Source organism: Haladaptatus sp. DYF46 (genome assembly GCF_021083305.1).
GTDB lineage: Archaea > Halobacteriota > Halobacteria > Halobacteriales > Haladaptataceae > Haladaptatus.
In genome coordinates, this window is sequence record NZ_JAJFAY010000007.1 from 192,784 (window position 1) to 214,036 (window position 21,253).

At 52.9% G+C, this 21,253-nt stretch carries 7 protein-coding genes; 3 read left to right on the forward strand and 4 right to left on the reverse strand.

The genetic code is table 11. From position 1 onward, the window contains the following. Window positions 1–39: 39 nt before the first annotated feature. On the reverse strand, window positions 40–1,353 hold the full coding sequence (aceB, locus tag LJF34_RS24185) for a malate synthase AceB (protein WP_231188455.1): 1,314 nt from the start codon (window positions 1,351–1,353) through the stop codon (window positions 40–42). Between the two features lie 613 nt (window positions 1,354–1,966). Between aceB and LJF34_RS24190 the strand changes: the two genes are divergently transcribed. Beyond that, window positions 1,967–6,664, forward strand: coding sequence for a PVC-type heme-binding CxxCH protein (locus LJF34_RS24190; RefSeq protein ID WP_231188459.1), 4,698 nt, complete (start codon window positions 1,967–1,969; stop codon window positions 6,662–6,664). A gap of 152 nt (window positions 6,665–6,816) precedes the next feature. On the opposite strand, the gene LJF34_RS24195 is transcribed toward LJF34_RS24190, so the two are convergent. Beyond that, window positions 6,817–8,037, reverse strand: a complete 1,221-nt coding sequence (locus LJF34_RS24195) for a Tm-1-like ATP-binding domain-containing protein (RefSeq protein ID WP_231188460.1) — start codon at window positions 8,035–8,037, stop codon at window positions 6,817–6,819. A 517-nt stretch (window positions 8,038–8,554) separates the two neighbouring features. Between LJF34_RS24195 and LJF34_RS24200 the strand changes: the two genes are divergently transcribed. Together LJF34_RS24200 and LJF34_RS24205 are read left to right on the forward strand one after the other, a co-directional pair. Further along, a complete protein-coding gene (locus LJF34_RS24200) occupies window positions 8,555–12,484 on the forward strand; it encodes a family 16 glycoside hydrolase (protein ID WP_231188463.1) in 3,930 nt (1,309 codons plus the stop codon). Window positions 12,485–13,141: 657 nt separating this feature from the next. Next, a complete protein-coding gene (locus tag LJF34_RS24205; RefSeq protein ID WP_231188465.1) occupies window positions 13,142–14,185 on the forward strand; it encodes a hypothetical protein in 1,044 nt (347 codons plus the stop codon). Between the two features lie 554 nt (window positions 14,186–14,739). On the opposite strand, the gene LJF34_RS24210 is transcribed toward LJF34_RS24205, so the two are convergent. Next, a complete protein-coding gene (locus tag LJF34_RS24210; protein ID WP_231188467.1) occupies window positions 14,740–18,762 on the reverse strand; it encodes a malectin domain-containing carbohydrate-binding protein in 4,023 nt (1,340 codons plus the stop codon). A 593-nt stretch (window positions 18,763–19,355) separates the two neighbouring features. Further along, complete coding sequence (locus LJF34_RS24215) at window positions 19,356–20,990, reverse strand: dockerin type I domain-containing protein (RefSeq protein ID WP_231188476.1); 1,635 nt, start codon at window positions 20,988–20,990, stop codon at window positions 19,356–19,358. Between the last annotated feature and the right edge of the window lie 263 nt (window positions 20,991–21,253).

The window sequence follows — 21,253 nt, forward strand, 5'->3', positions numbered from 1 at the left end:
TTTCTTAAAAAATTGGTGTGACGGAACAGCCGACCGAAATTAGTCGTCGTCTCCGAGGGCCATCGCGCGCTCAACGACATCAGACCCGTACATCTCTTCAATTTCTTCGTGTTGGTCCGGACGATGCGTATACACGTCTTGGAACAACGATATTGGCGTCTGAGCGGCTTGATACGTAGCCTCGTCCCACATTCGATCTTTGTTGACGTCTACCTCTACACCGTTGATGTCGAGCGTCGTTGACTGGGTCATCGCGATTGCTCCTTTTCCGTCTTCTTTAGCAGCCTCGAATTCGGACATCGAGTCAACGATATCGTCCATACTCGGGATATACGACGTCATCTTGAGCAATTCCTCGTGCAGTTCCTCACCGTCGAGTTCGTGTGTTTCTCCCTCTACTTCGAGCAGATAGCTTCCATCGTTTGTTCTTTCGAGTGACAATTCGTCGCCGCTGTAACTCTGATAGCCGTTTTCACTGTCGAGTTCAATCTCTCTATTGCCGACATTCAGCAACCAGCTTCCACTTTCCGGCGGGAGTGGCGCTTCGTTTGCAGCGATAACCTGTCCAGGAGTTAGTGACCAGATACCAGTCATGCCCTTGGCTCGGTTGTCGCTCATCCGCTCGTAATACCCCTCAATGTCACGAATGTCATCGTATGGGCCATCAACCGCGATGAGCCCAGCTGCGCTTGCACCGCGAGAGGTGTTGTGGCGAAGTTCAGGCCACGGCGGGAGTTTCCCGGTGGCAGTCATCGCTTGCATCGCCTTCGTGTAGTCCACCTGCCCGTCGACCAGTAAAAACAACCGCTCGAGGTTGTTCGACGGTTTCCCCATCTCCGTTCGTAATTCACCTGTGGCCAGTTCCGACTCGCCGCATTCAACGATTACGGACATTGAGAGGCTACCCTCTTCGAGTCCGTGTTTGTTTTCGATTATGGTGATGAACTCGTCCGCTTTCTTCCAGTCGTCGATATCACCAACCTCGGGGATAACGAATCCATCGATGTATTCGACAGCACCATTAGCAGGATCGGCCACCTGCATCATTTGTTGGAACCCTTGGTGGCGAGTTGTAGGATTATCGCGGTGCCACACTATGCGGGGATGTATTTCTCCAGGGAAACTATCCCTGTGTTCAGAAACGACACTCACGATGTTCTCCACACCTTCATCCCGCATCGATGGAGCCGTTGCATCCTCGTTGTCTGGAACCCAAACATCGGGGGCTTTCATTCCCTCAAGTTGCGCTGCACTTCGCAGCATCTTTGCAGAATCTGTTTGGCCTTCTACAGCAGTTGGTGAGGTGAAAAACGTTCGTACGAACTCACGCTCATCGCTATGTTTGCTTCTCATATTCTTCGAAGGTAACTGTTCACCATGTCGTATTAAATATTCACCTTCATTTAAAAAATCAAATGGTTTGATAATACCGCTTCCAAACGGAGTTCAACTCGTTTCAATGGGAATAGATGGAAATCGTTTACATTATGTAAACCATGAGTTGGGAATTCAGCTCTAAATTCTTGGAGACAGAGTATCTTAAATACACTCAAATCCCATTTCAATGGTGATAACGGCTATAAGCTGTCTAATGAGGCTTCTCGCAGTTGATAAAGCCGCGAGTAAAAGGGACTGTTTTGAATCATTATTCCTCCTGTTCACAATCACATTACGATCCATTATCCGTTACACGGCTAGCCGTGTAATAGAACGCTTTCTGGGACCTCACTCAGTATTTATTTTCATTATGTAAATTCTCTTCAGGAGGTTACCGCGCCGTGCCTCCCTACCTCGTCGGAAGAGAACTAATCTAATTCAGAAATCAGAGTTGATAGTTGACCATCGAGCATCAATGGCCAATTTACAATAGTGGATAATTATAATATATTAATGTTCTGTTATAGGAATTATTTGCGGGGATGGTATACGTAATGTATATTGCCTCTCTGTATTGTGTTGGGTTATCATGGCAAGCGGCGAAAACTCGACCGACCAGAGTAAAGTAAAGAACGGTGAATCGATTACAACGAGTCGACGAGACTTGATGCGATTAGTCGGCGGTATCGGAGCGGCGGGGGTCATAGCAAATAACCAAATCGGTACGGGGATGGCAGCCAGCGACAGTGTAATCAAACTCGAAGCGATCAAACAAGACCCGACAAATTCCGAGTTAGAGTGGGACATCAACGATGACGGGAGCGTCAACTACGACGACGTCGTCGATTTGTTCCATGATTTCGAAAGCGATGAGATACAGAACAACCCGGAGGCGTACGATTTCAATCAAAACGATCAACTCGACTTCGATGATATCGTTACGTTATTCAAAGACATCGATGATCAGGATGAAGGGAACTACGCTTGGGCCGGTGTCACCCCGGAAAAAATCAATGGCGAAATAAACCCGACGCTCTCACTGACGGCGGGCGAAGATTACACCGTCGAGTGGACGAACACGACCGGAGGAGACCACAACTTCGTGATCGAGGACGCCGACGGTAACGAGGTTCTTTCGAGTGAGTTGATGGGGGAGAAAGGTTCGACCCAGACGGTCGAATTCACTGCAACTGATGAGATGGCCGTCTATTATTGCGAGTCTCACCCCATCTCTCAGCGCGGTAAGATTGAAACAAGCCCGGTAACAGAACCCAGCGAAGAGACCATTAGCGTTCTGATGATGGGTGGGCCGGAGGGAGGAAGTCACAACGCGCCCGCACGCCAGTTACAAATCACGGAATATCTGATGAACCGTGGTATCGAGGTCGCCTACACCGATCGATTGGACGACCTCAAACCTGACGTTCTCCACCGATACGACGCCTGGATCATGTGCGACAACCGCTCTGGATTGACACAGTCCCAGGAAGATTCCATCATCGAATTTGTGGAAAGCGGCGGTGGGTTTATTCCGATTCATAGCGCATCCGCATGCTTCACCGAATCCGATGCGTATATCGACCTCGTCGGGGGGCAGTTCCAAGAACATGGGTACGGCGAAATGACCACGACGTTCGAGCAACCGAATCACCCTATTCTCTCCACTCTCGATCCCATCGTTTCGGAGGATGAAACCTACCGGCACACGAATCTCAACGACGACATCAACGTCCTTGCGTATGGTGATTTCCCGGACTACGGAAGTAACGAAGATCTCGAGCCATGGATCTGGACCCGTACGCAGGGTGACGGGCGAGTATTCTATACTGCATGGGGTCACGGGAGGGGAACATGGGCGACGGACGGATTCAAGAAACTTATCGAGAATGCCATCCGTTGGGTGACCCGAAACGAAGATTCGATCGGGAACGATACGCGTGTCCTCGATCAATTGGAGTTTATCGAGGCAAATATACCGTACTACCCGCCGCCGGAAGGCGGTCTTCTCCCGCGAGAGGTTCCCGAAGAGGTCGGGGAGGGAACGGATTGGAAGCGGATGCAACGGGCACTCGATCCGGAGCAGACGATCGATCGAATGATTATGCCGGAAGGATTCGACCTCCAGCCGTTTACGACCGAAGATATGCTCCCCGACGATGCGCAGGGGAACATTATGGATATGTCGTTCGACGAACAGGGCCGGGTCTGGTTGGCGGTGACGAAGGACTATCCGAACGACCTCGGCGACAATCAGGATAAAATCGTCATTGGAGAGGATACGAATGGTGACGGACAGGTCGATGAATTTTCCGTCTTCGCGGAGGGCCTATCCATCCCGACCAGCATGGTCCTGGTCGAGAACGGTGTAATCGTCGCTCACCATAACGATCCGTCCGAAAGCGGCCAGATGTTGCTGATTCGGGATACGAATGGTGACGATCAAGCTGATGAACGACAGGTCCTTTTCTCTGGATTTGGCAACGGAGACACCCACGCTGGGCCGAACGAACTCGTTCACGGCATCGATAATTGGATCTGGGGTCAGGTCGGCTACTCTGGATTTGGCGGAACCGTCGCCGGCGAACAATACAACTTTAGCTCGTCCATCTACAGGTTCAAACTCGATACCTCGGACACAGTCACCGATTTCGAAATCGTCGGCGGCTTACCCGGAAACCAAGCCGGTCTCGGGATCACCGAGGAGGGCCTCGTCTTTGGGTCGGCCGCGACGTCCGGACGTCCCAGTAATTACGTAGCGATTCCGGATCAATACTACGAGTTGATTAATGGCACGTCACCAACCGATTTTGGACCGGCGTCGGACACGAATCGGTTCCTTCCGGTCACCGATCGGGTTCGACAGGTTGACCGGCACGGTGGGTACACCGCAGCCACTGGCCACACTATCTACACCGCTCGGAAGTATCCCAGGAAGTATTGGAACAACACCGCATTCGTCGGAGATGGGACAGGGAACCTTCTCGGGACATTCTATCTGCAGCAGAATGGTGCAGGCTACAATACGCACTACGCTCACAACTTCGCAGGGAGCATCGATGCGTGGTCTGCACCATCGTATTCAGCTGTCGGTCCTGACGGGTTACTCTGGTTCATCGATTGGTACAATTACATCTATCAGCATAACCCGACGCCGGATGGATTCGAAAACGGACCAGGCAATGCCTACATTACCGAGTTGCGCGATCACGCCACATCCCGGATTTACCGCGCCACGTACGACGACGAGAGTGGGTATCAGCCCAAGGATCTGAGCGACGCTACTCCCTCGGATCTGGTGTCTGCGCTATCCGATGACAACATGTTCTGGCGGCGCACTGCACAGCGTAAACTAGTCGAACGAGGTAAAAGCGATGTTGTTCCCGACCTCGTTTCGCTGGTTACCAGCGAATCCGTCGACGAGATCGGACTTGACCCCGGTGCAATTCATGCACTCTGGACACTCGATGGTTTGGGCGCTCTTTCTGCCGAGTCCGGAAGTGATTCGGCGATAGACGCTTCGATCAATGCCTTAACCCATTCGTCCGCTGGGGTTCGTCTCACGGCACTTCGAGTTGCTCCGACAACATCGGAAACCCGAGGTGCGATTCTCGACAACGACTTGTTGAACGATGAAGACCAGCGGGTTGCGATGTGGGCACTACTTACGCTCGCGGAGACGCCCGAATCCGATGCCTCTGGTGAAGCGGTTTATCAGATGATTAGTTCCGAATCCAACTACGAGGACAACATTCTGGTTGACGCCGCATCAGTTGCTGGTGCCCAGCACGCCGATGGTTTCATCGGTGCATACGAGGCGAATGAGGACACCGACACTAGCCCGCCGGATTTGGACGATCAGCCAAATCTGTTCCAAAATCCATCGATGGAGGAACCTGCTGGTGGATCGGTAATGCCAGTCAGTTGGTCGACGACGACATACACTGGAAGTGCTGATTTCACTTACGAGGACACTGGATATGATGGAGAAAACTGCGTTCGTATCCATTCCGATGATGGGGCAGACGCATCGTGGAACACCTCATTTTCGGTCGAGCCGAATACGGACTACACCATTAGCGGTTGGATTAAAACGGATAATCTCCAGCCGGTCGATGGGTCCGGTTTCGGAGAGGGACCATTGGGAGCAACGTTCAACGTCGAGCAGATCGCCAACACCGGTTCCGGTACGCAATGGGATACGATTCCGGATGGACTGACCGGGACGAACGATTGGACAAAAATCGAGATCACGATCAACAGTGGCGACCACGAGGAGCTTTCTCTCAACCTCTTGTATGGTGGCTACGGGGAGGCAACCGGAACAGCGTGGTTCGATAGCATCTCGTTTACTGACCCGGATGGTAATAACGCGATAACCAACCCCTCGTTTGAAGAAGACGATTCTTCAGGTTCTCAAGCAGATCTCCCCGCTAACTGGGAACCGGAAACGTACGGGGGGACAGCTGAATTCTCGTACACCTCCGACGTCGCCAGATCTGGTGAGGACAGCGTCAGAATTGACTCGACCGATGGCGCAGACGCGTCATGGACTCAATTCGTTGAGTTAGAACCGAACTCCCAGTATCGATTCCGTGCGTGGGTGCGAACCTCGGATGATTTCCACAACACCGGAGATTCGTACGGTGTCACTCTTAACGTTCACTCACTCGGACGGGATTCCGTCACGGACTCGTACGCAGAACCCGTCGATGGATGGAAAATGTTGGAGACGACCTTCACAACCGGGGGAAGTTCTTCCGAGTTACAGCTCAACCTCCTCTTTGGCGGTTGGGGGAACGCGGTCGGAACCGTCTGGTTCGACGACGCAGAGCTGAAGAAGGTCGGTGGTTTCGGAAACGGCCTCGAAGTCGTCTACCAGCGGGTAATGACCCACGTTGAGTCCGGCGGAAATGACGATGACGATTCCGACGACACCACAGTCATCGACCCGGATACTACTATCGAACTGGAAGTCGAAAGCAATGAGGAATGGACAGGCGTTGCACCAGCCTCTATCGAGGGAGAAGGGAATCCGACACTCACCTTAGAGCCAGATGCCGAGTACACCGTCGAGTGGACCAACCGGAACGGTGCTCCACACAACTTCGAGATAGTGGACAGTAATGACGAGGTCGTTCAAGACGTTTCGACCCCGTATCTAGCCACCGAAGGGGAGTCACAAACGGTTTCCTTTACGTCAACCGACGAAATCGCGGAGTACGTCTGTAGAGCCCACAATCTCAGAATGAGGGGCACTGTCGAACTCGCTGGAAGTGATAGTAACTGATGCTAGCGTGAGAGGGCTATCTCTCGATCTACAACGATATTTCGATGGTCAACCGTTCTAAGTATACAGTATGGACCATACACAAAAGATCTATCTGATTCTTCGACACGTCCTTGGAGTGGTCGATGAACGAAAAGAGACTGTCCGGTAGTTCACTCGACGATTCCAGCGTCACGCATGTAGGAATCAAGCTCCTTCGCAATCGCTCGTGCAAATTTCGTATCGTTGATGTGGGCATCGACTTCTACTAATTTCACATCGTCATCGGTGTGACCTCGAAGAGAATCGAATAACGCCTCGTCCGATTCGGATTCGTGGAAATCCTCTCCTTCATCATCAAGCATGGATACCCCTTGTAAGGGTAGCACGAGCCCCGTCGGTCCCGTTGTGGCGTTGAGTTTCTCGGCGATAATTCGGCCGAGTTCTCGATTTTCCTCCGCCGTCGTTCGCATGAGTGTTACCTGCGGGTTGTGGACGTGAAAACGACGGTCGGAAAATTTTTCGGGTACCGAGTCTTTTGGGCCGAAATTAACCATGTCGAGTGCCCCGGTAGAGACGACTTGGGGAATCCCTCGCTCCGCAGCGGCGTCGAGGCGTTCCGGACCAGCACTCAACACACCGCCGACCAATTCATCTGCCCATTCCGTCGTGGTCACGTCCAGAACTCCATCGATCATACCTTCCCTGATGAGTTGTTCCATCGCTTGTCCACCAGTCCCGGTTGCGTGAAAGACGATCGTTTCGTATCCCCGTTCTTCGAGCCACGCGCGTGCTTCTTGAATGCAAGGCGTAGTGACACCAAACATCGATAGTCCGATTGTCGGTCGGTCTTCGACGGTAACGCCGGGGTCATTTGTTACCATCCCAACCATGGCGAGTGCAGCATTGGAAATGACGGTGCCCGAAAGCTGATTGATACCCTCGATGTCCGCGACGGAATACATCATCATGATATCTTGGGTGCCCACATACGGCTCCGTATCGCCGGAGGCGACCGTCGATACCATCAATTTGGGAACGCCAATGGGCAATGCACGCATCGCTGTCGTCGCAACTGATGTGTTGCCCGACCCTCCCAATCCGAGGATGCCATCGAGCGTACCCTCATCGTGGTATCGAGAAACGATGGCTGCTGCACCTTCTCCCATTGCCTCGATCGCTTTGCCTCGGTTTCGTTCGTCCCGGAGGGATTCCAGGTTGCTCCCCCCTGCCTCGGCCACCTCCTTTGCCGTTGTGTCCGGTTCGATTTCCGGTTCACCTACCACACCGGTGTCGATGATATGGACGTCAACAGCTTGTGATTCGAGGATATTTCGAGCAAAGTCGATTTCTTCTCCTTTGGTATCCAATGTCCCGACGATGACCACGCTCATTGGCCGTCTCCCCTCTGACTGCTCCATTTCACTGTCCATCGGTTGACTCGAATATTCTGGTTGCTCAGGTCGAGTGCCCACCACGATAATGATACTGCGTCACAAAACTTCCTAATCGAACGTTTCATACGATGCTATTACCGTGGTCGTTATTTAATACTCGGATTCATCTAAACTGATTTAAACGAATAGTAAACCAGTCCAGCGTCTTTAATCCTACTTCAGAGCCACAAACATCGGCCCTGATTGAATTTCGATAATCGACTGACTGTATTATTCTCTATATCTGTACTTGAGCATGAGGCATCATACAATAATATTCTGGCGAATAATAGCGTTCTGTGCCGCACTTCGTTATATCCTACCTGAATATGTGCGCTATCGTTAACAATCACCCATCTACCCGCCTTCAGTTGTCAATTTGTTATACAGAATGTTTTGTATGGTTACGGGTAATTGCTAGTAATGGACCATCTACTCATTTATAATTTATATTTTTATCATTAAAAAATTACTTATGATTGTAGTAACATCTGAATTTGTGGCCAATCAAAATTCAAGGACGAGCAGTAGAGCTCGTACTGGAAGCGTTAATAGACGAAAAGTATTACAAGCGATTGGAGGTCTCGGGGCAATCGGTCTCTCCGGTATTTCAGGGAATGCAGTCGCTGCCACCGACGAAGACGAATGGATTCAACTCTTTAACGGGGAGGACATCGATAACTGGACGCGGAAATTCACTGGAAAGCCTCCCGGAGAAGGGCATAAAAACACCTTCTCCGTTGAAGATGGGCTGCTCAAAGTGAACTACGACGAGTACGACGAGTGGAATGGCGTCTTCGGCCATCTCTTCTACGAGAACGAGTTCTCCCATTATATCCTTCGCGCCGAGTATCGTTTCGTCGGAGAGCAAGTGTCCGGCGCACCCTCATGGGCCCGTAGAAATAACGGGTTGATGGTACACGGCCAAACCCCCGAGGAGATGGGAATCGATCAGGACTATCCCGACTCCATCGAGGTTCAACTGCTCGGCGAAGAGGCGGGTACGGACAACGAGCGCACGACCGCCAACGTCTGCACTCCGGGGACGAACATCTTCATGGACGGTGAACTACACGAACAACACTGTACCAATTCCAACTCGGACACCTACCGAGGCGATGAGTGGGTAACCGTCACCGTTGTCGTCCGCGGCAATCAGGCGATCCGTCATATCGTCGAGGACGACGGCGTGGTCGTGAGCTACACGAACCCGCAACTGAACAGCGGTGTTCCGCTCGAAGCCGGCACGATTTCCATCCAATCAGAGAGTCATCCGACCGAGTTCCGCTCGATCGAAGTGAAGCCACTCGATCCGGACTCGCCTATTGGTGACGGCGATCCAACTGACCGGACCCCGGTTTGGAGCAGCTATTCAAAGACGGAACTAGCATCCAGTCTCGAACGGCCGATGGCAATCGACGTTGCACCGGATGGCCGCGTATTCTTCACTACACGTGGTCCACCTGCAAATGGCGATGGCACTGGAACCGCGAGAATTCGCGTGGTCGACCCAGAAACGAAAGAAATCACAACTGCCCTGAAAAAAGAAGTCTATCTTAGTGGCGAGGATGGAATGCAGGGTATCGTTCTCGACCCGGACTTCGACCAAAACGGTTGGTTGTATGTCTATTATTCCGTCTCGACCGAGGGTACCGGGGAAGATCCCCACAAGCAACTGTCCCGATTCACTGTCGATGGGGACACCATCGACCCTTCCTCGGAAGTACACGTTCTTCGAGTGCCGGCCGCACCCGAGCCGTGTTGCCACGTCGGGGGAGATCTCGAGTTTGGACCGGAGGGTCACCTCTACATCTCGGTTGGGGATGATACCAGTCCGTTCGAATCGGATGGTTTCTCACCGATCGATGAGCGCGATGGTCGTGTGTTGTACGACGCCCAACGTTCAGCGGGCAACACTGCGGATCTTCGAGGAGGAATCCTCCGAATCACACCACAAGACGATGGCTCGTACACGGTTCCGGATGATAACTTGTTCACTGAAGCACAGGGCTACGGTGAGGAACTTGCCGAGGGGCTGGTCCGCGAGGAGATCTACATCATGGGCTGCCGTAATCCCTTCCGGATGGGCATTGATGATGAGACTGGCGTCCTGTATTGGGGAGAGTACGGCCCCGATTCACGACAATGGGACGCTCAACGCGGACCCACTGGAATCGTGGAGTTCAACCGAGCGAGCGAAGCCGGATACTATGGATGGCCGTATGTTATCGGGCCAAACCTCCCCTATATCGACGGTGAATTCGTAGACGCGGATAACTCTCGAGGTTACATCTTCGATTCGACCGAAGAGCCATTCGACCCCGAGAACTTAGTCAATGAATCCCCGAATAACGATGGACTCACGGAATTGCCAACTCCCAACGAGGCGACGATCTGGTACCCATATTCGTGGAATACGCTCTTGAGTTCACCACCGGACTACGCGACAGAGTACCTCCCCGACGAGCCACCGTTCCCCGAAATGGAAGGAGGGGCACCGATGGGCGGCCCGGTGTATAACATTGAAAACTATTCCGGGGATCAAGCACTCGCCGACTACTTCGACAACAGGCATTTCATCGCAGAATGGGGTGCTGACTGGATCAAAACCGTCTCCTATGATGAGGACGGCGAAATACTCGACATCGACCCGTTCATGCCGAACGAGACGTTCCTATCGCCGATGGACATGACCATCGGACCGGAGGGAGCATTGTACCTCCTCGAGTGGGGAATGGGATACTCAACTCCGGGAACCGAAAAGTCCGGCATTTACAAAATCACAGGAGGTGCGGCCGCGGTCGTGTCGGTCAGCCTCGAGAGTGGCACACTTAGTCCGGAAGAAACTACGACAGCGACAGTTACCGTTCAAAACACCTCTAACAGTGAACTGTCGGATGTACAGCTCTCGCTTGAGTCTGGCAGTGATCAAGTCCAGGTTACACCTCCTTCGGAGACGACCATCGATTCTCTCGAACCACGCGAGAGTCAGGCGATCGAGTTTGAGGTCTCGACCGGCAGCGACCCCGCTCAAGGGACGTACACACTGGAGGCTAATGCGATGTTCACTCATGACGGCGATGATAAGCAAACCGCCTCGAGTACCACTATCACCGTCTTCAATGGTGAACCGATTGAGGAGGGCTTGGAAGCACATTTCCCATTCGACGGCGACACACCCACGAACACCGTTACTGGGAACGATGCAACCGTTCAGGGTGACGTCACGACCGGTGAGTCGGGAGTCGTCGGCAACGCTTACGAGTTCCACACCAACCAGGAGACCGGTGTCGAGATTCCACCGGAGGATGCCGAAGCCGGTGACGGTGTGACTACCGAACCCCTTCCGCTTAACGGAGAAGGTGCAACAGCTGGTGCCTGGGTCAACTATACGGATCACGAACAATGGGCTAGAATACCGTTCCAAGTCGGTGGTTCGATTGAAGACGGTCCGACGGACGGTTGGGATCTTGAATTCAATTCAAACGGATCTGTGATTTATCCTCAGCTCTGGCAAAACGGTAACACCGGTCGTGGTGGTGGCGGTACGGAGATTGCGATCGATCCAGAGACGTGGTACTTCGTCGTAATGGTCGTTGATGGCGGCGATGCGAGACTCCATGTATTCGACCAGGATGGTGAACTCGACACGTCACCTCAGACTTGGACCGGTGGCTCACGAACTCAATCCGATACCGAACCACTCAACATCGGTGTTGGTCAGGGCTACGATATGGCTGGCCGTGTCGATGACGTCTGGGCATACTCCCGGGCGCTCTCCGAGCCGGAGGTCGAGCAATTGTACACGCAATCGCTCGAAGGAGATAACGACAACGGTGGAGTCATCGAACCAGGAACGACGATCAAGCTAGGCGGCACGATCACCGGATGGGCTGGTCAAGCACCAAGTTCAATTGAAGGAGACACTAACCCGACATTATCGCTCCAAGCAGGTGAGGACTACACGGTTACGTGGGAGAACATCGATGGAGCACCACACGACTTCTACGTCCTCGATGCCCAAGGTGAGGAGATGGTTGGAACTGAGCTCGTACGAGATGAGGGGAAGACAGCGTCGGTTACCTTCACTGCCTCGGAAGAGATGGCCGAGTACTACTGTTCGGTGCATCCGACTCGGATGCGTGGTGGGATGTCGATTCAGTCCAACAATGACGGTGACGATCGGCCACCAGTGATCGTTGGTGATTCACGTCCGACTGATCCTGACGGCGATGGACTGTACGAAGACGTTGACGGTGACGGTGAAGTTACGTACAACGATGTGGTGGCGCTGTTCGATAACTTCGAGAGTTCAGCAGTGCAGGACAACCCCGAAGCGTTCGACTTCAATCAGAATGGTCAACTGGACTTCGATGACATCATAGAACTCTTCAACTCTATGTAATTGATCACCCAATAACCTATATTCGCATTTTATCTTCTGTCGAAGCCAATGAATACGATATTTCTTTGACGACAAAAAGAATCAGCACTCTTCCCCGAGATACTGAATTAAAGAGAACAACTATTTCGTAGGGCTTCTTTTATGACTTCTATTTTCGATAAACGAACCAGATTTCACTGAGATTGACAAATGTAAATTATATTTATAGTTGGGCGTTGTTGTTGGAAATCCCATAATAATATATGACGATAGTTCTTTACATTCTGGGGATATTTAGCCACCCCGATCATGTATGTATACTGCCATCAGTTCGAATACTTTGTGGACGGATAACCGTAACCTCTGAATCCTGGTCATATACGTCTTTATCTATAGAATAATTGACAATAGTACTACGTGTAGAGTAAATTGAAATTTGTCGGTATAACATCCGGCAGAATATTTTCATACAGATGATAAATTATGCCTGTCTCGATATAGTCCCCATTTGAATCTAGCCACGTTATATTGTTTCTCCCAAATGGATAGCAAGATAGTGGATTCCCGTAGAGATACTGGAAATGGATAGAGATCATCTGAGCTGCAATCAGCCAGAACATCACACTATTCTGACCACAACAATTAAATAACGAGGGTCTAATAATATATTCGCGTATTATGATACCAAAGCGCAAGTCCAGAATTATTTTGAGTGGCCTGCTAGTATCGATACTGCTTGTCAGTGTCGTTGCAGGTGGCTTCACAACCCAAGGAATATTGCAGCAACAGTCTCCACAGATCTCATCGAATAGCACAGACCTCGACGTCGGTGATACGGGAACTGTTGAAATCACTGCTTCAGAGCTTCCGAACGGACTTTCAGGATTTAATTTCATAGTCCGATTGGAGAATCCGGATGTTGCGACAATTACTGATGCGAAAGTCTCGGATGAATTTGGCATCTCCGAGGTTGAGGTGAGCGATGATGGATCCGAAGTGTTCCTCAAGGCGGCCGATCTCGGGAGGAATATTCAAAATGGTTCATCGGACGTTCCGATCGCCACGCTCGAAGTGAAAGGTGAGCAAGCGGGACAAACCGGTGTCGAGTTTGCGGATCAGAATATCGACTCCGAAGATGGCAGCCCGGCTGACCTCAATTTAGTCGGTGGGACGATTTCGGTCGGAGATGAAACGACGACCACTACTACAACGACTACCACTACTACAACGACTACCACTGCACCGCCAGACGACACCACGACTACCACTGCACCGCCGGACGACAACGACGATACCACGACTACCACTACAACGACAACCACTGCACCGCCGGACGACACCACAACTACCACTGCACCGCCGGACGACAACGACGACACCACGACTACCACCACAACGACTACCACCGCACCGCCGAACAACGGTGACAACGACAACGGTACGACCGCTCCGCCGAGCGACGATAACGGAGACGACAACGGTACCACTGCTCCACCGAACAACGGCAACAGCGGTGATGACGATAAGAAGGCGGTAGACGATGACTGTGATGGATTGAGCAACCAGAAAGAGATGGAACTCGGAACCGACCCGAACAACGCTGATACTGATGGTGACGGACTCACTGACGGTGAAGAAGTCAATCAGTATGGAACGAATCCGACCAAAACGGATTCGGACTGCGACGGGACTCCCGACAACGAGGAAGTCGCAGACTCCTAAACTCTAATATTTCATTTTCGAGGGATGCCACCGGGGCAGAGAGGGAAGACCGTCCCAGATCGTTCTCGAGTACATTATCGCATCGTAATTACCACGCCAATCGTTCGGTGTGTCGTTCGTTACTAATTTCGATGGGGATGCTCATCGGGAGGATCGGTGTCAAAGAGGAGGTAAGCACCTTTGTGTTGTTTGCTTCGGGGATTGTTAAGATCGGATATCGTCCATCCCAGTAATATTGCTTTACTAACTATTGGGCGGTGATGGGATTGGAGACGATTCCATACCGGCTGAAATACACGAACGAAAATGGCCCTTGACACCGGTCTTGTCATCGAGGGTCTCGACGATGTCTCCATCTGTCTAGGTGTTCGCAAACCATTGCGTTTCTCTCGAATGGCTCTCTGATGGAAGTATAAAGTATCCAATACAAAATTCAAGACTTGCTATATCCTACGGCCTTAGCGCCTTGTTCGAATACGGGCAGAATACGTTGCTGCCGGAGTCAACGTGGCGGTTGACTTCCCATTCAAAAAGCGAAAATATGGTGAAGTGGGTTACAGCGAGCGGAAGAACTTAACGATGTCAGCGAAGTCCACTCGGCCGTTATCGTTGAAGTCGTAAGCGCTCGGGTTGTCCTGCACCGCATCCTCTTCGATGTTGTCGAAGAGATCAACCACGTCGTCGTAGTTGGCATCGCCATCGCCGTTAACGTCTTCGTAGGTGCCGTCACCGTCCGGATCCGTCGGCGGTGAATCGCCCACAACTGGCGGGAGATTGTCGTCGCCTCCGGTCTTCACCTCGATGCTACCGCGCATCTGGTTGGGATGGACCGAGCAGAAGTACTCCGCCATCGCTTCAGTGACGGTGAACTCGACAGTTTTAGTCTCTCCTTGACTGTTCATGATGTCGCTGTCGAAGAGCTTCTCTCCATCCCCATCGAGAACGTCAAAGTCGTGGGGGTAGCCGTCGACGTTCTCCCATTCCACGGTGTAGCTTTCGCCTGCCTGCAAGGGGAGAGTCGGGTTGGTCTGGCCTTCGATCCTGCTCGGTGCCTGACCGGTCCACCCGGAGATTTGGGCACCCAACTTGATCGTCGTTTCCGGATCGATCACGTCTGAGCCGCCACTACCGTCAGACGGCCGGATTGCGAACCCACTGAACTTGGAGTTGTCCGACTGCGTTTCCGTACTGATGTTCAGGACGCCGTCGGTGACCTCGACGGTAACCGTCTTCTTCAGTGCGGTGTACCGATCGGTTTCGGCCATAATATCGAGCGGCGAATAGACGGATTGACCCTCGACTAAGACGTTGAATACTCGGTCACCCTCGGTAAGCGACGAGTTCGTCTCTGCGAAGTAGAGAGTCACGTCATACGTTCCATTCTCAACGCCGACGTTGTACGAGAGATCACCGCCGTGATGCTCGCTCTGATAGAGTGCGTCGTGCTCGGTACCCGCAATCGATTCATCGGTCGAGTAGGTACCCACCGCAGTGTTGGTTCCACTTGCGTTCGGATTCCCGAAGACACGGACGCCTTCGCCTGTCTCCGAGGAGAACTCGATTCCATCGATCGTAACGGAGGCGTCTCCGCCACCGGAATTGAAGCCGAACGGTACCGACACCGTCTCGGTTGGAGCAGGGCCTTCAGCCTCGCGGATCGCGAAGCCGCTAAACTTGGAGTTGTCCGACAGTGTTTCCGTACTGATGGTCAGCGTTCCATCGGATACTTCGATTCCTTTGAACGTTCGCGAGACGGCCGTATTCGTCCCGGCCTCGCCAGCGATATCGAACTCCGAGAGAACCTCTTCATCTTCGATGGAGACGTTAAAGACCCGGTCTCCTTCTCCGAGTCCCGTGTTGGTCTCCGCGAAGTAGAGGGTCACGTCGTAGAATCCGTTATCGATCGTGACGTCGAACGAGAGATTACCGCCGAACGCCTCCGTTTGGTAGAGCGCGTCGTGTTCAGTCCCGTCGATCGGATTGGGGGGGTCGGGGTACAGGTTCGTCGTTGCCGCGGTTCCGGTCGAACTCGCGCTCGAATCCCCATACATGGACACGGCGGGTGAGTTCCCGACGTACTCGAGTCCGTCAATAGAGACTGAACCATCAAGCAATTCACCGCCAGCATCGAAGCCGAACGGCGCGGATATCGGTTGAACTTCTTGACGTTCGATTCGCGAGAGTTTCGAACCCTCACCGGAGAATGCTCCGTACTCCGCGACATAGAGCATTCCTTCGGGTCCGATTTCGATGTCGATGGGTGCCTGGAGTTGAATGTTCGAGGCGAGTGGTTTGATCTCGGAGATCGCTCCTTCGGCGACATCGCCGTTCTCGAACGAGACCGTTCTGATCCAGCCAGCACCCCACTCCGCGATGATATACTCACCATCGAGCCATGGTGGGAGTCCTCGCTCGGTATAGCTGTCTTGATGGCGGAAGACCGGTCCACCGATCGGTGCTCCTCCTTGGAAGTCCGGGAACGGTACCTCGTCCGGGAGATCGTAGTCCGATGGGACGTCCTCGCGGGCCGAATCCCAGTTTCCGGGATACCATATGAGCGGATCTCTGGCCGGTGGGAGTTGTTCGATCCCACCACTGTGCGGCGAATCGTTGATCGGTGCGCTCTTATCGAAGAGCCCATTCGACGTTTCGGTCTCGTAATCGTAGTCGTAGAAGGGGTATGGACCAGTAAAGTGCGGCCACCCGTAGTTCCCCGCGCTCGACGCACGGTTGAACTCGTTGAAACCGGGTGGACCTCGTGCATCACTCCAAGTCCGTGAGTCAGCGGAATAGTCGCCCCAGAAGAGCGTCCCTGTCTCCAGGTCGACGCCCGCTTGATAGGGATTGCGTGCCCCCATAACATAAATTTCGGGAAGCACGGTACCCGCTTCACGTGCATCAGCATACTCTGGCCCAGTGAAGAGGTTGCCATCAGGAATCGAGTACGACCCATCTTCCTCAGGGATGATTCGTAAGATCTTCCCGCGGAAATCGGCTGTGTTCGCGGACGTTCGTTGCGCGTCGAAGTAGTCACGACCCTCACGCTCGTCGAGCGGTGCGAAGCCATTATCGGCGGCTACTTTCGAGTAGGAGTTGTCTCCAGTGGTGAGATATAGGTGCTCACCATCGGGACCCCACTGAATATCGCCACCCATGTGACAGCACGTGTCTCGCTGTACGGGAACGCGAAGGATTTCCGTCTCCGAGTCAGGATCGATCTCACCGTCGGACATAGTGACCCGCGACAAGAGGTTGTACGGGTTCCCGATCGACTCACTCGGTGGACGTGCGACATCATCGCCCGTGTCGCCCGCGTTGTTGAGGTATTCCAGTTCCTCCTCGGTCTCCGCGATCGCTTCGTTGGACGGAGAGTAGAAGACGTAGATCCAGCCGTTTTCCTCGAAATTGGGATCAAGGGAGATTCCCTGTCCGCCGTGCTCCATGTTGATTCCGGTGAAGACGTCCTTCTGGAATGCGACGGTGTCCTCGCCACTTTCGGGATCGATCATTCCGAGTTCCATCGTCCCGCCAACCACGCCTGCGAAATAATCTCCGCGGGTGACGTAAAATACCCGTCCGTCATCGGCGACGGCGAGGTCGATGAGATTATCCATGCGGTCGCTGAGAACCGTCTTGCTGTAACTCACCCCGTCTTCGGGGGGCTCCGGCATGGGTTCGGGATAGACTGGAAGCTTGAAGTCGAGATTCCGCTCCTCCTCGCCGGTGGTGTATGCCGACGACGCGTCCAACAAATACGGCCCGCTGTCGGCGCTCGGACGTGTTACACTCCAGGAAGCAGGTTGTGACTCACCAGCAGGGAGGCGGTCGAAGCGCGTCCCCTGTTGTGCGGACACCGTGACATCCGAATCGCTCGGCGGCGAGAGTGCGAGTTCACCCCCGGTCATGGCCGAGTCGTAGCCATTGGTGACGGTTGCTTCGATCGTACTGGTGAGACTTTCAGCGGTCAGTTGGTCGCCGTCGAACGTGACGACCGACTCCGGAGTTGGAACCGATTCGTACCAGACATTACGGAATTGAACTGGCTGGCCATGGTTCTGGATTTGGATCGGTGCCTCGACGGGATGCGGACTGTAATCGGCGACGTCTCGATAGACGGTCGGCCCGTTGAGGACTATTTGGCTCTGAACGAGTACGTCGTTCCAATAGACGGTCACGACACCCGGCGAATCAAGCTCGCCATCGTCGGTAAACCGGGGTGCTCGCCATACGATGTCGTACTTCTGCCACTTCCCTTTTGGGAGACTTGCGTTGACCAACGGCGGGTGCTGTCCGAAGACAGATGCCGCATATCCATCGGGGAACGTGGGATTCTCGTAATTGTTGAGAATCTGAATCTCGTAGCGGTTCGCCAGGAAAAACCCGCTGTTTCCAGGCTCTTGGCCGGAACCTTCGACGCTGGACGGCGTCTTCCACTCGATGTGATAGTGGCCATCACCAAACCCGTCCTTGCTAACAAGAGGTTCGTCACCGACGACAACGTAGTTGTCCTTGACTTCCCAGGTATCCGAGTTTTCCCAGTCACTCAGCGAAATCGTTCCGTTGTCCCCGTCGCCCATGAGAACGGTCGCGTCGGACGGGGGATTAGAAAAGGACAGCTCACCCGGATCAACGGCCGGCGGATGGGGTCGACACGCGTCGTGGACTTGCCACGGAGAGTCGGGTAGCTGCGGGGTGTCATTGAATCCTGGCCCTTCGCAGGAGCTAGGATAGCCGTTTCCAGTGCTGACATCGTGGTGAGCGATAGCCGGGGAGGTAAACCCGCTGGCTATCGTGAGCCCAGCAGCACCAAGTACTGATCGGCGTGAAATTTTGTGTTTATCCATATCGTATGGACCATTAACGTCAATGGTATGGGGAGCAAATAAATCATTCCCTCGTATCAATAAATCCGATACTATTGAAGCTGTGTATTCAGGACGAACGAAATCATTGAATTGTGAGACAGTCTGATGTGTAGTAGCGGCAGTCCCTTCGGATCACGACCGTTTCTGATCGGTCTTCGCACGCGTGCACATAAGATAAATTAGCGCGAATTATTGCAGTAAGGTCCTTCTCCAGGGACAATGGTACGTTGCAACCCAATATCGGGACAGAAGTCGCTACTGATTGTGAATCGGCTCTCGAAAAAATATCAGGGATGCCGTCCTGGTTATGCCGCTTGTCCCATCGACTGGAATAGCGAAACGATGTCGTTGTACGACACTGCTCCGTTTCCATCGAAGTCGTACTCTTCACTGTACTGCTGAATCGCTGGATCGTTGAAGTTCTGGAACAACACCACTACATCGTTGTACGTGACGCTACCGTCACCGTCAACGTCTTCGTACATGCCGTCTCCATCGGGGTCAGTCGGGAGGTTGGCTCCCATCACCGGAATCACATGGTGAACTGAAAGCTGATCTCCAGACGCATTGACCGCAATGGAGTTTCCGCTGTCGTCTTCGAATCGACCCACGTCGGTCACGTTCACATTCGCGTTCCCGTCTTCGGTACCGCGAAGTTCAACCGTCGCGATCGTCACGTTTTCGGCGCCCGGTTCGATGTTCTTCTCGATATCGACTGCACGTAGCATCACCGTGTCTCTATCGTCTCCGAATTCAGGTGCCAGGTTCAAGCCGAGGTCATCTCCGTAAGATGCACCCACGATTTCCGCACTACCACTGACGCCGACCGTCATGTTGAATCCGGAGAGTCCTTCGGGGACTTCCGAGACGACTACATCAGCGGTCGTCGTGTTATCGTCGGTGATGTGATTGCGCTCTAGCTCCACACTGACATCTGCACTGGATTCGTTTCCATCTCCTGGCGGTGATTGTTCTTCGACTGTAATCTGGCCGCTATCGGTTTCGGGATCGATTGCGTTACCCTCGTCATCATCAGCGTTCTCGACACTCTGAACGTTCAAGGCGGTCATTCCGGCAGACCCACCTTCGATTTCGACGGATGCTAGCGAGATATTGGTTGCGCCCGATTGAATCGTTTCGTTCAGGTCAACACCACGAAGACGGACAGTGGAGTTGTCCTCTCCGATTACGACCTCGTTGATTCCGAAGGCACTATCGACAGACGCACCGGTAATGTTCGCCACTGAACCATCCGCAAGGCTGAGCGTGACATCATATCCGGCGAGTCCGTTGGGAGCACTCGACATCATAACCTGAGTACTCGTCGAGGAACCCTCCTCCACAGTTGCATCACCGACACTCACGGTCGGCGTCGTTTGGTTAGGCGATTCGACCGAAATCTGGCCGCTGCTGGAATCCACACTGATGGAGTTTCCATTATCGTCGTCGACACGAGTGACGTTTTCCACACTCAGCGCGGCCGTACCTGCTGAACTTCCTTGGACCTCGACTGATGCGAGTGAGACATCAGTCGCGCCCGCTTGCGTTTCGTTGTTAAGGTCGAGTCCGCGGAGGTGAACGCTGGAACCGTCGTCGCTGACCTCAACGTCGCTGATGCCAAAGCTATCACTGACTGACGCGTTGGTGATGGTTGCAACAGATCCATCATCGAGACTCAACGTGATATCATAGCCAGAAAGGCCAGTAGGGACGTCTGACATCGAGACATCGACGGCAGTCGTATCTCCCGTGGAGACTGTCGCATCGCTCACGTTTACCGTAGCAGCTTGTTGGGATGCGGCTCCTACTAGCCCGACGGTACCTACGGCCGGAGCGCCGATAATCATCCCGACCATCAGAACTAGAGTAAACACCCGCAGTAGTGGTGTCCTATTTTTCAATCGATTCGATGAATCGTGACTTCTCTTTCTATCTTTCATGACTTCGTGTTGTGTACTGTTTTTTCTGTGCCTTAGTCTGAGCCAACTACCATTTTCGAGGTGTGATATTCGATTTCACATTGAAACGACGGTCATAGCTTGACTCACGTTCGTATGATCTTCTCACACTTTGGTAACAGGGGGATAGACCCTATTTCTGAATGATCTGTCTTCACCACTGTTAGCGAGTGGCACGTCTGAATAGTTTATTATACATAATATTAATATTTGTGGTCCAAATTCCTGACTCAATCACTTGGAAC

What these genes read in the sequence shown, in the direction of transcription:
- LJF34_RS24215 (WP_231188476.1), bottom strand. Translation starts at nt 20,990, where the DNA reads ATGAAAGATAGAAAGAGAAGTCACGATTCATCGAATCGATTGAAAAAT.
- LJF34_RS24190 (WP_231188459.1), top strand. Translation starts at nt 1,967, where the DNA reads ATGGCAAGCGGCGAAAACTCGACCGACCAGAGTAAAGTAAAGAACGGT.
- aceB (WP_231188455.1), bottom strand. Translation starts at nt 1,353, where the DNA reads ATGAGAAGCAAACATAGCGATGAGCGTGAGTTCGTACGAACGTTTTTC.
- LJF34_RS24200 (WP_231188463.1), top strand. Translation starts at nt 8,555, where the DNA reads ATGATTGTAGTAACATCTGAATTTGTGGCCAATCAAAATTCAAGGACG.
- LJF34_RS24205 (WP_231188465.1), top strand. Translation starts at nt 13,142, where the DNA reads ATGATACCAAAGCGCAAGTCCAGAATTATTTTGAGTGGCCTGCTAGTA.
- LJF34_RS24195 (WP_231188460.1), bottom strand. Translation starts at nt 8,037, where the DNA reads ATGAGCGTGGTCATCGTCGGGACATTGGATACCAAAGGAGAAGAAATC.
- LJF34_RS24210 (WP_231188467.1), bottom strand. Translation starts at nt 18,762, where the DNA reads ATGGGCGACGGGGACAACGGAACGATTTCGCTGAGTGACTGGGAAAAC.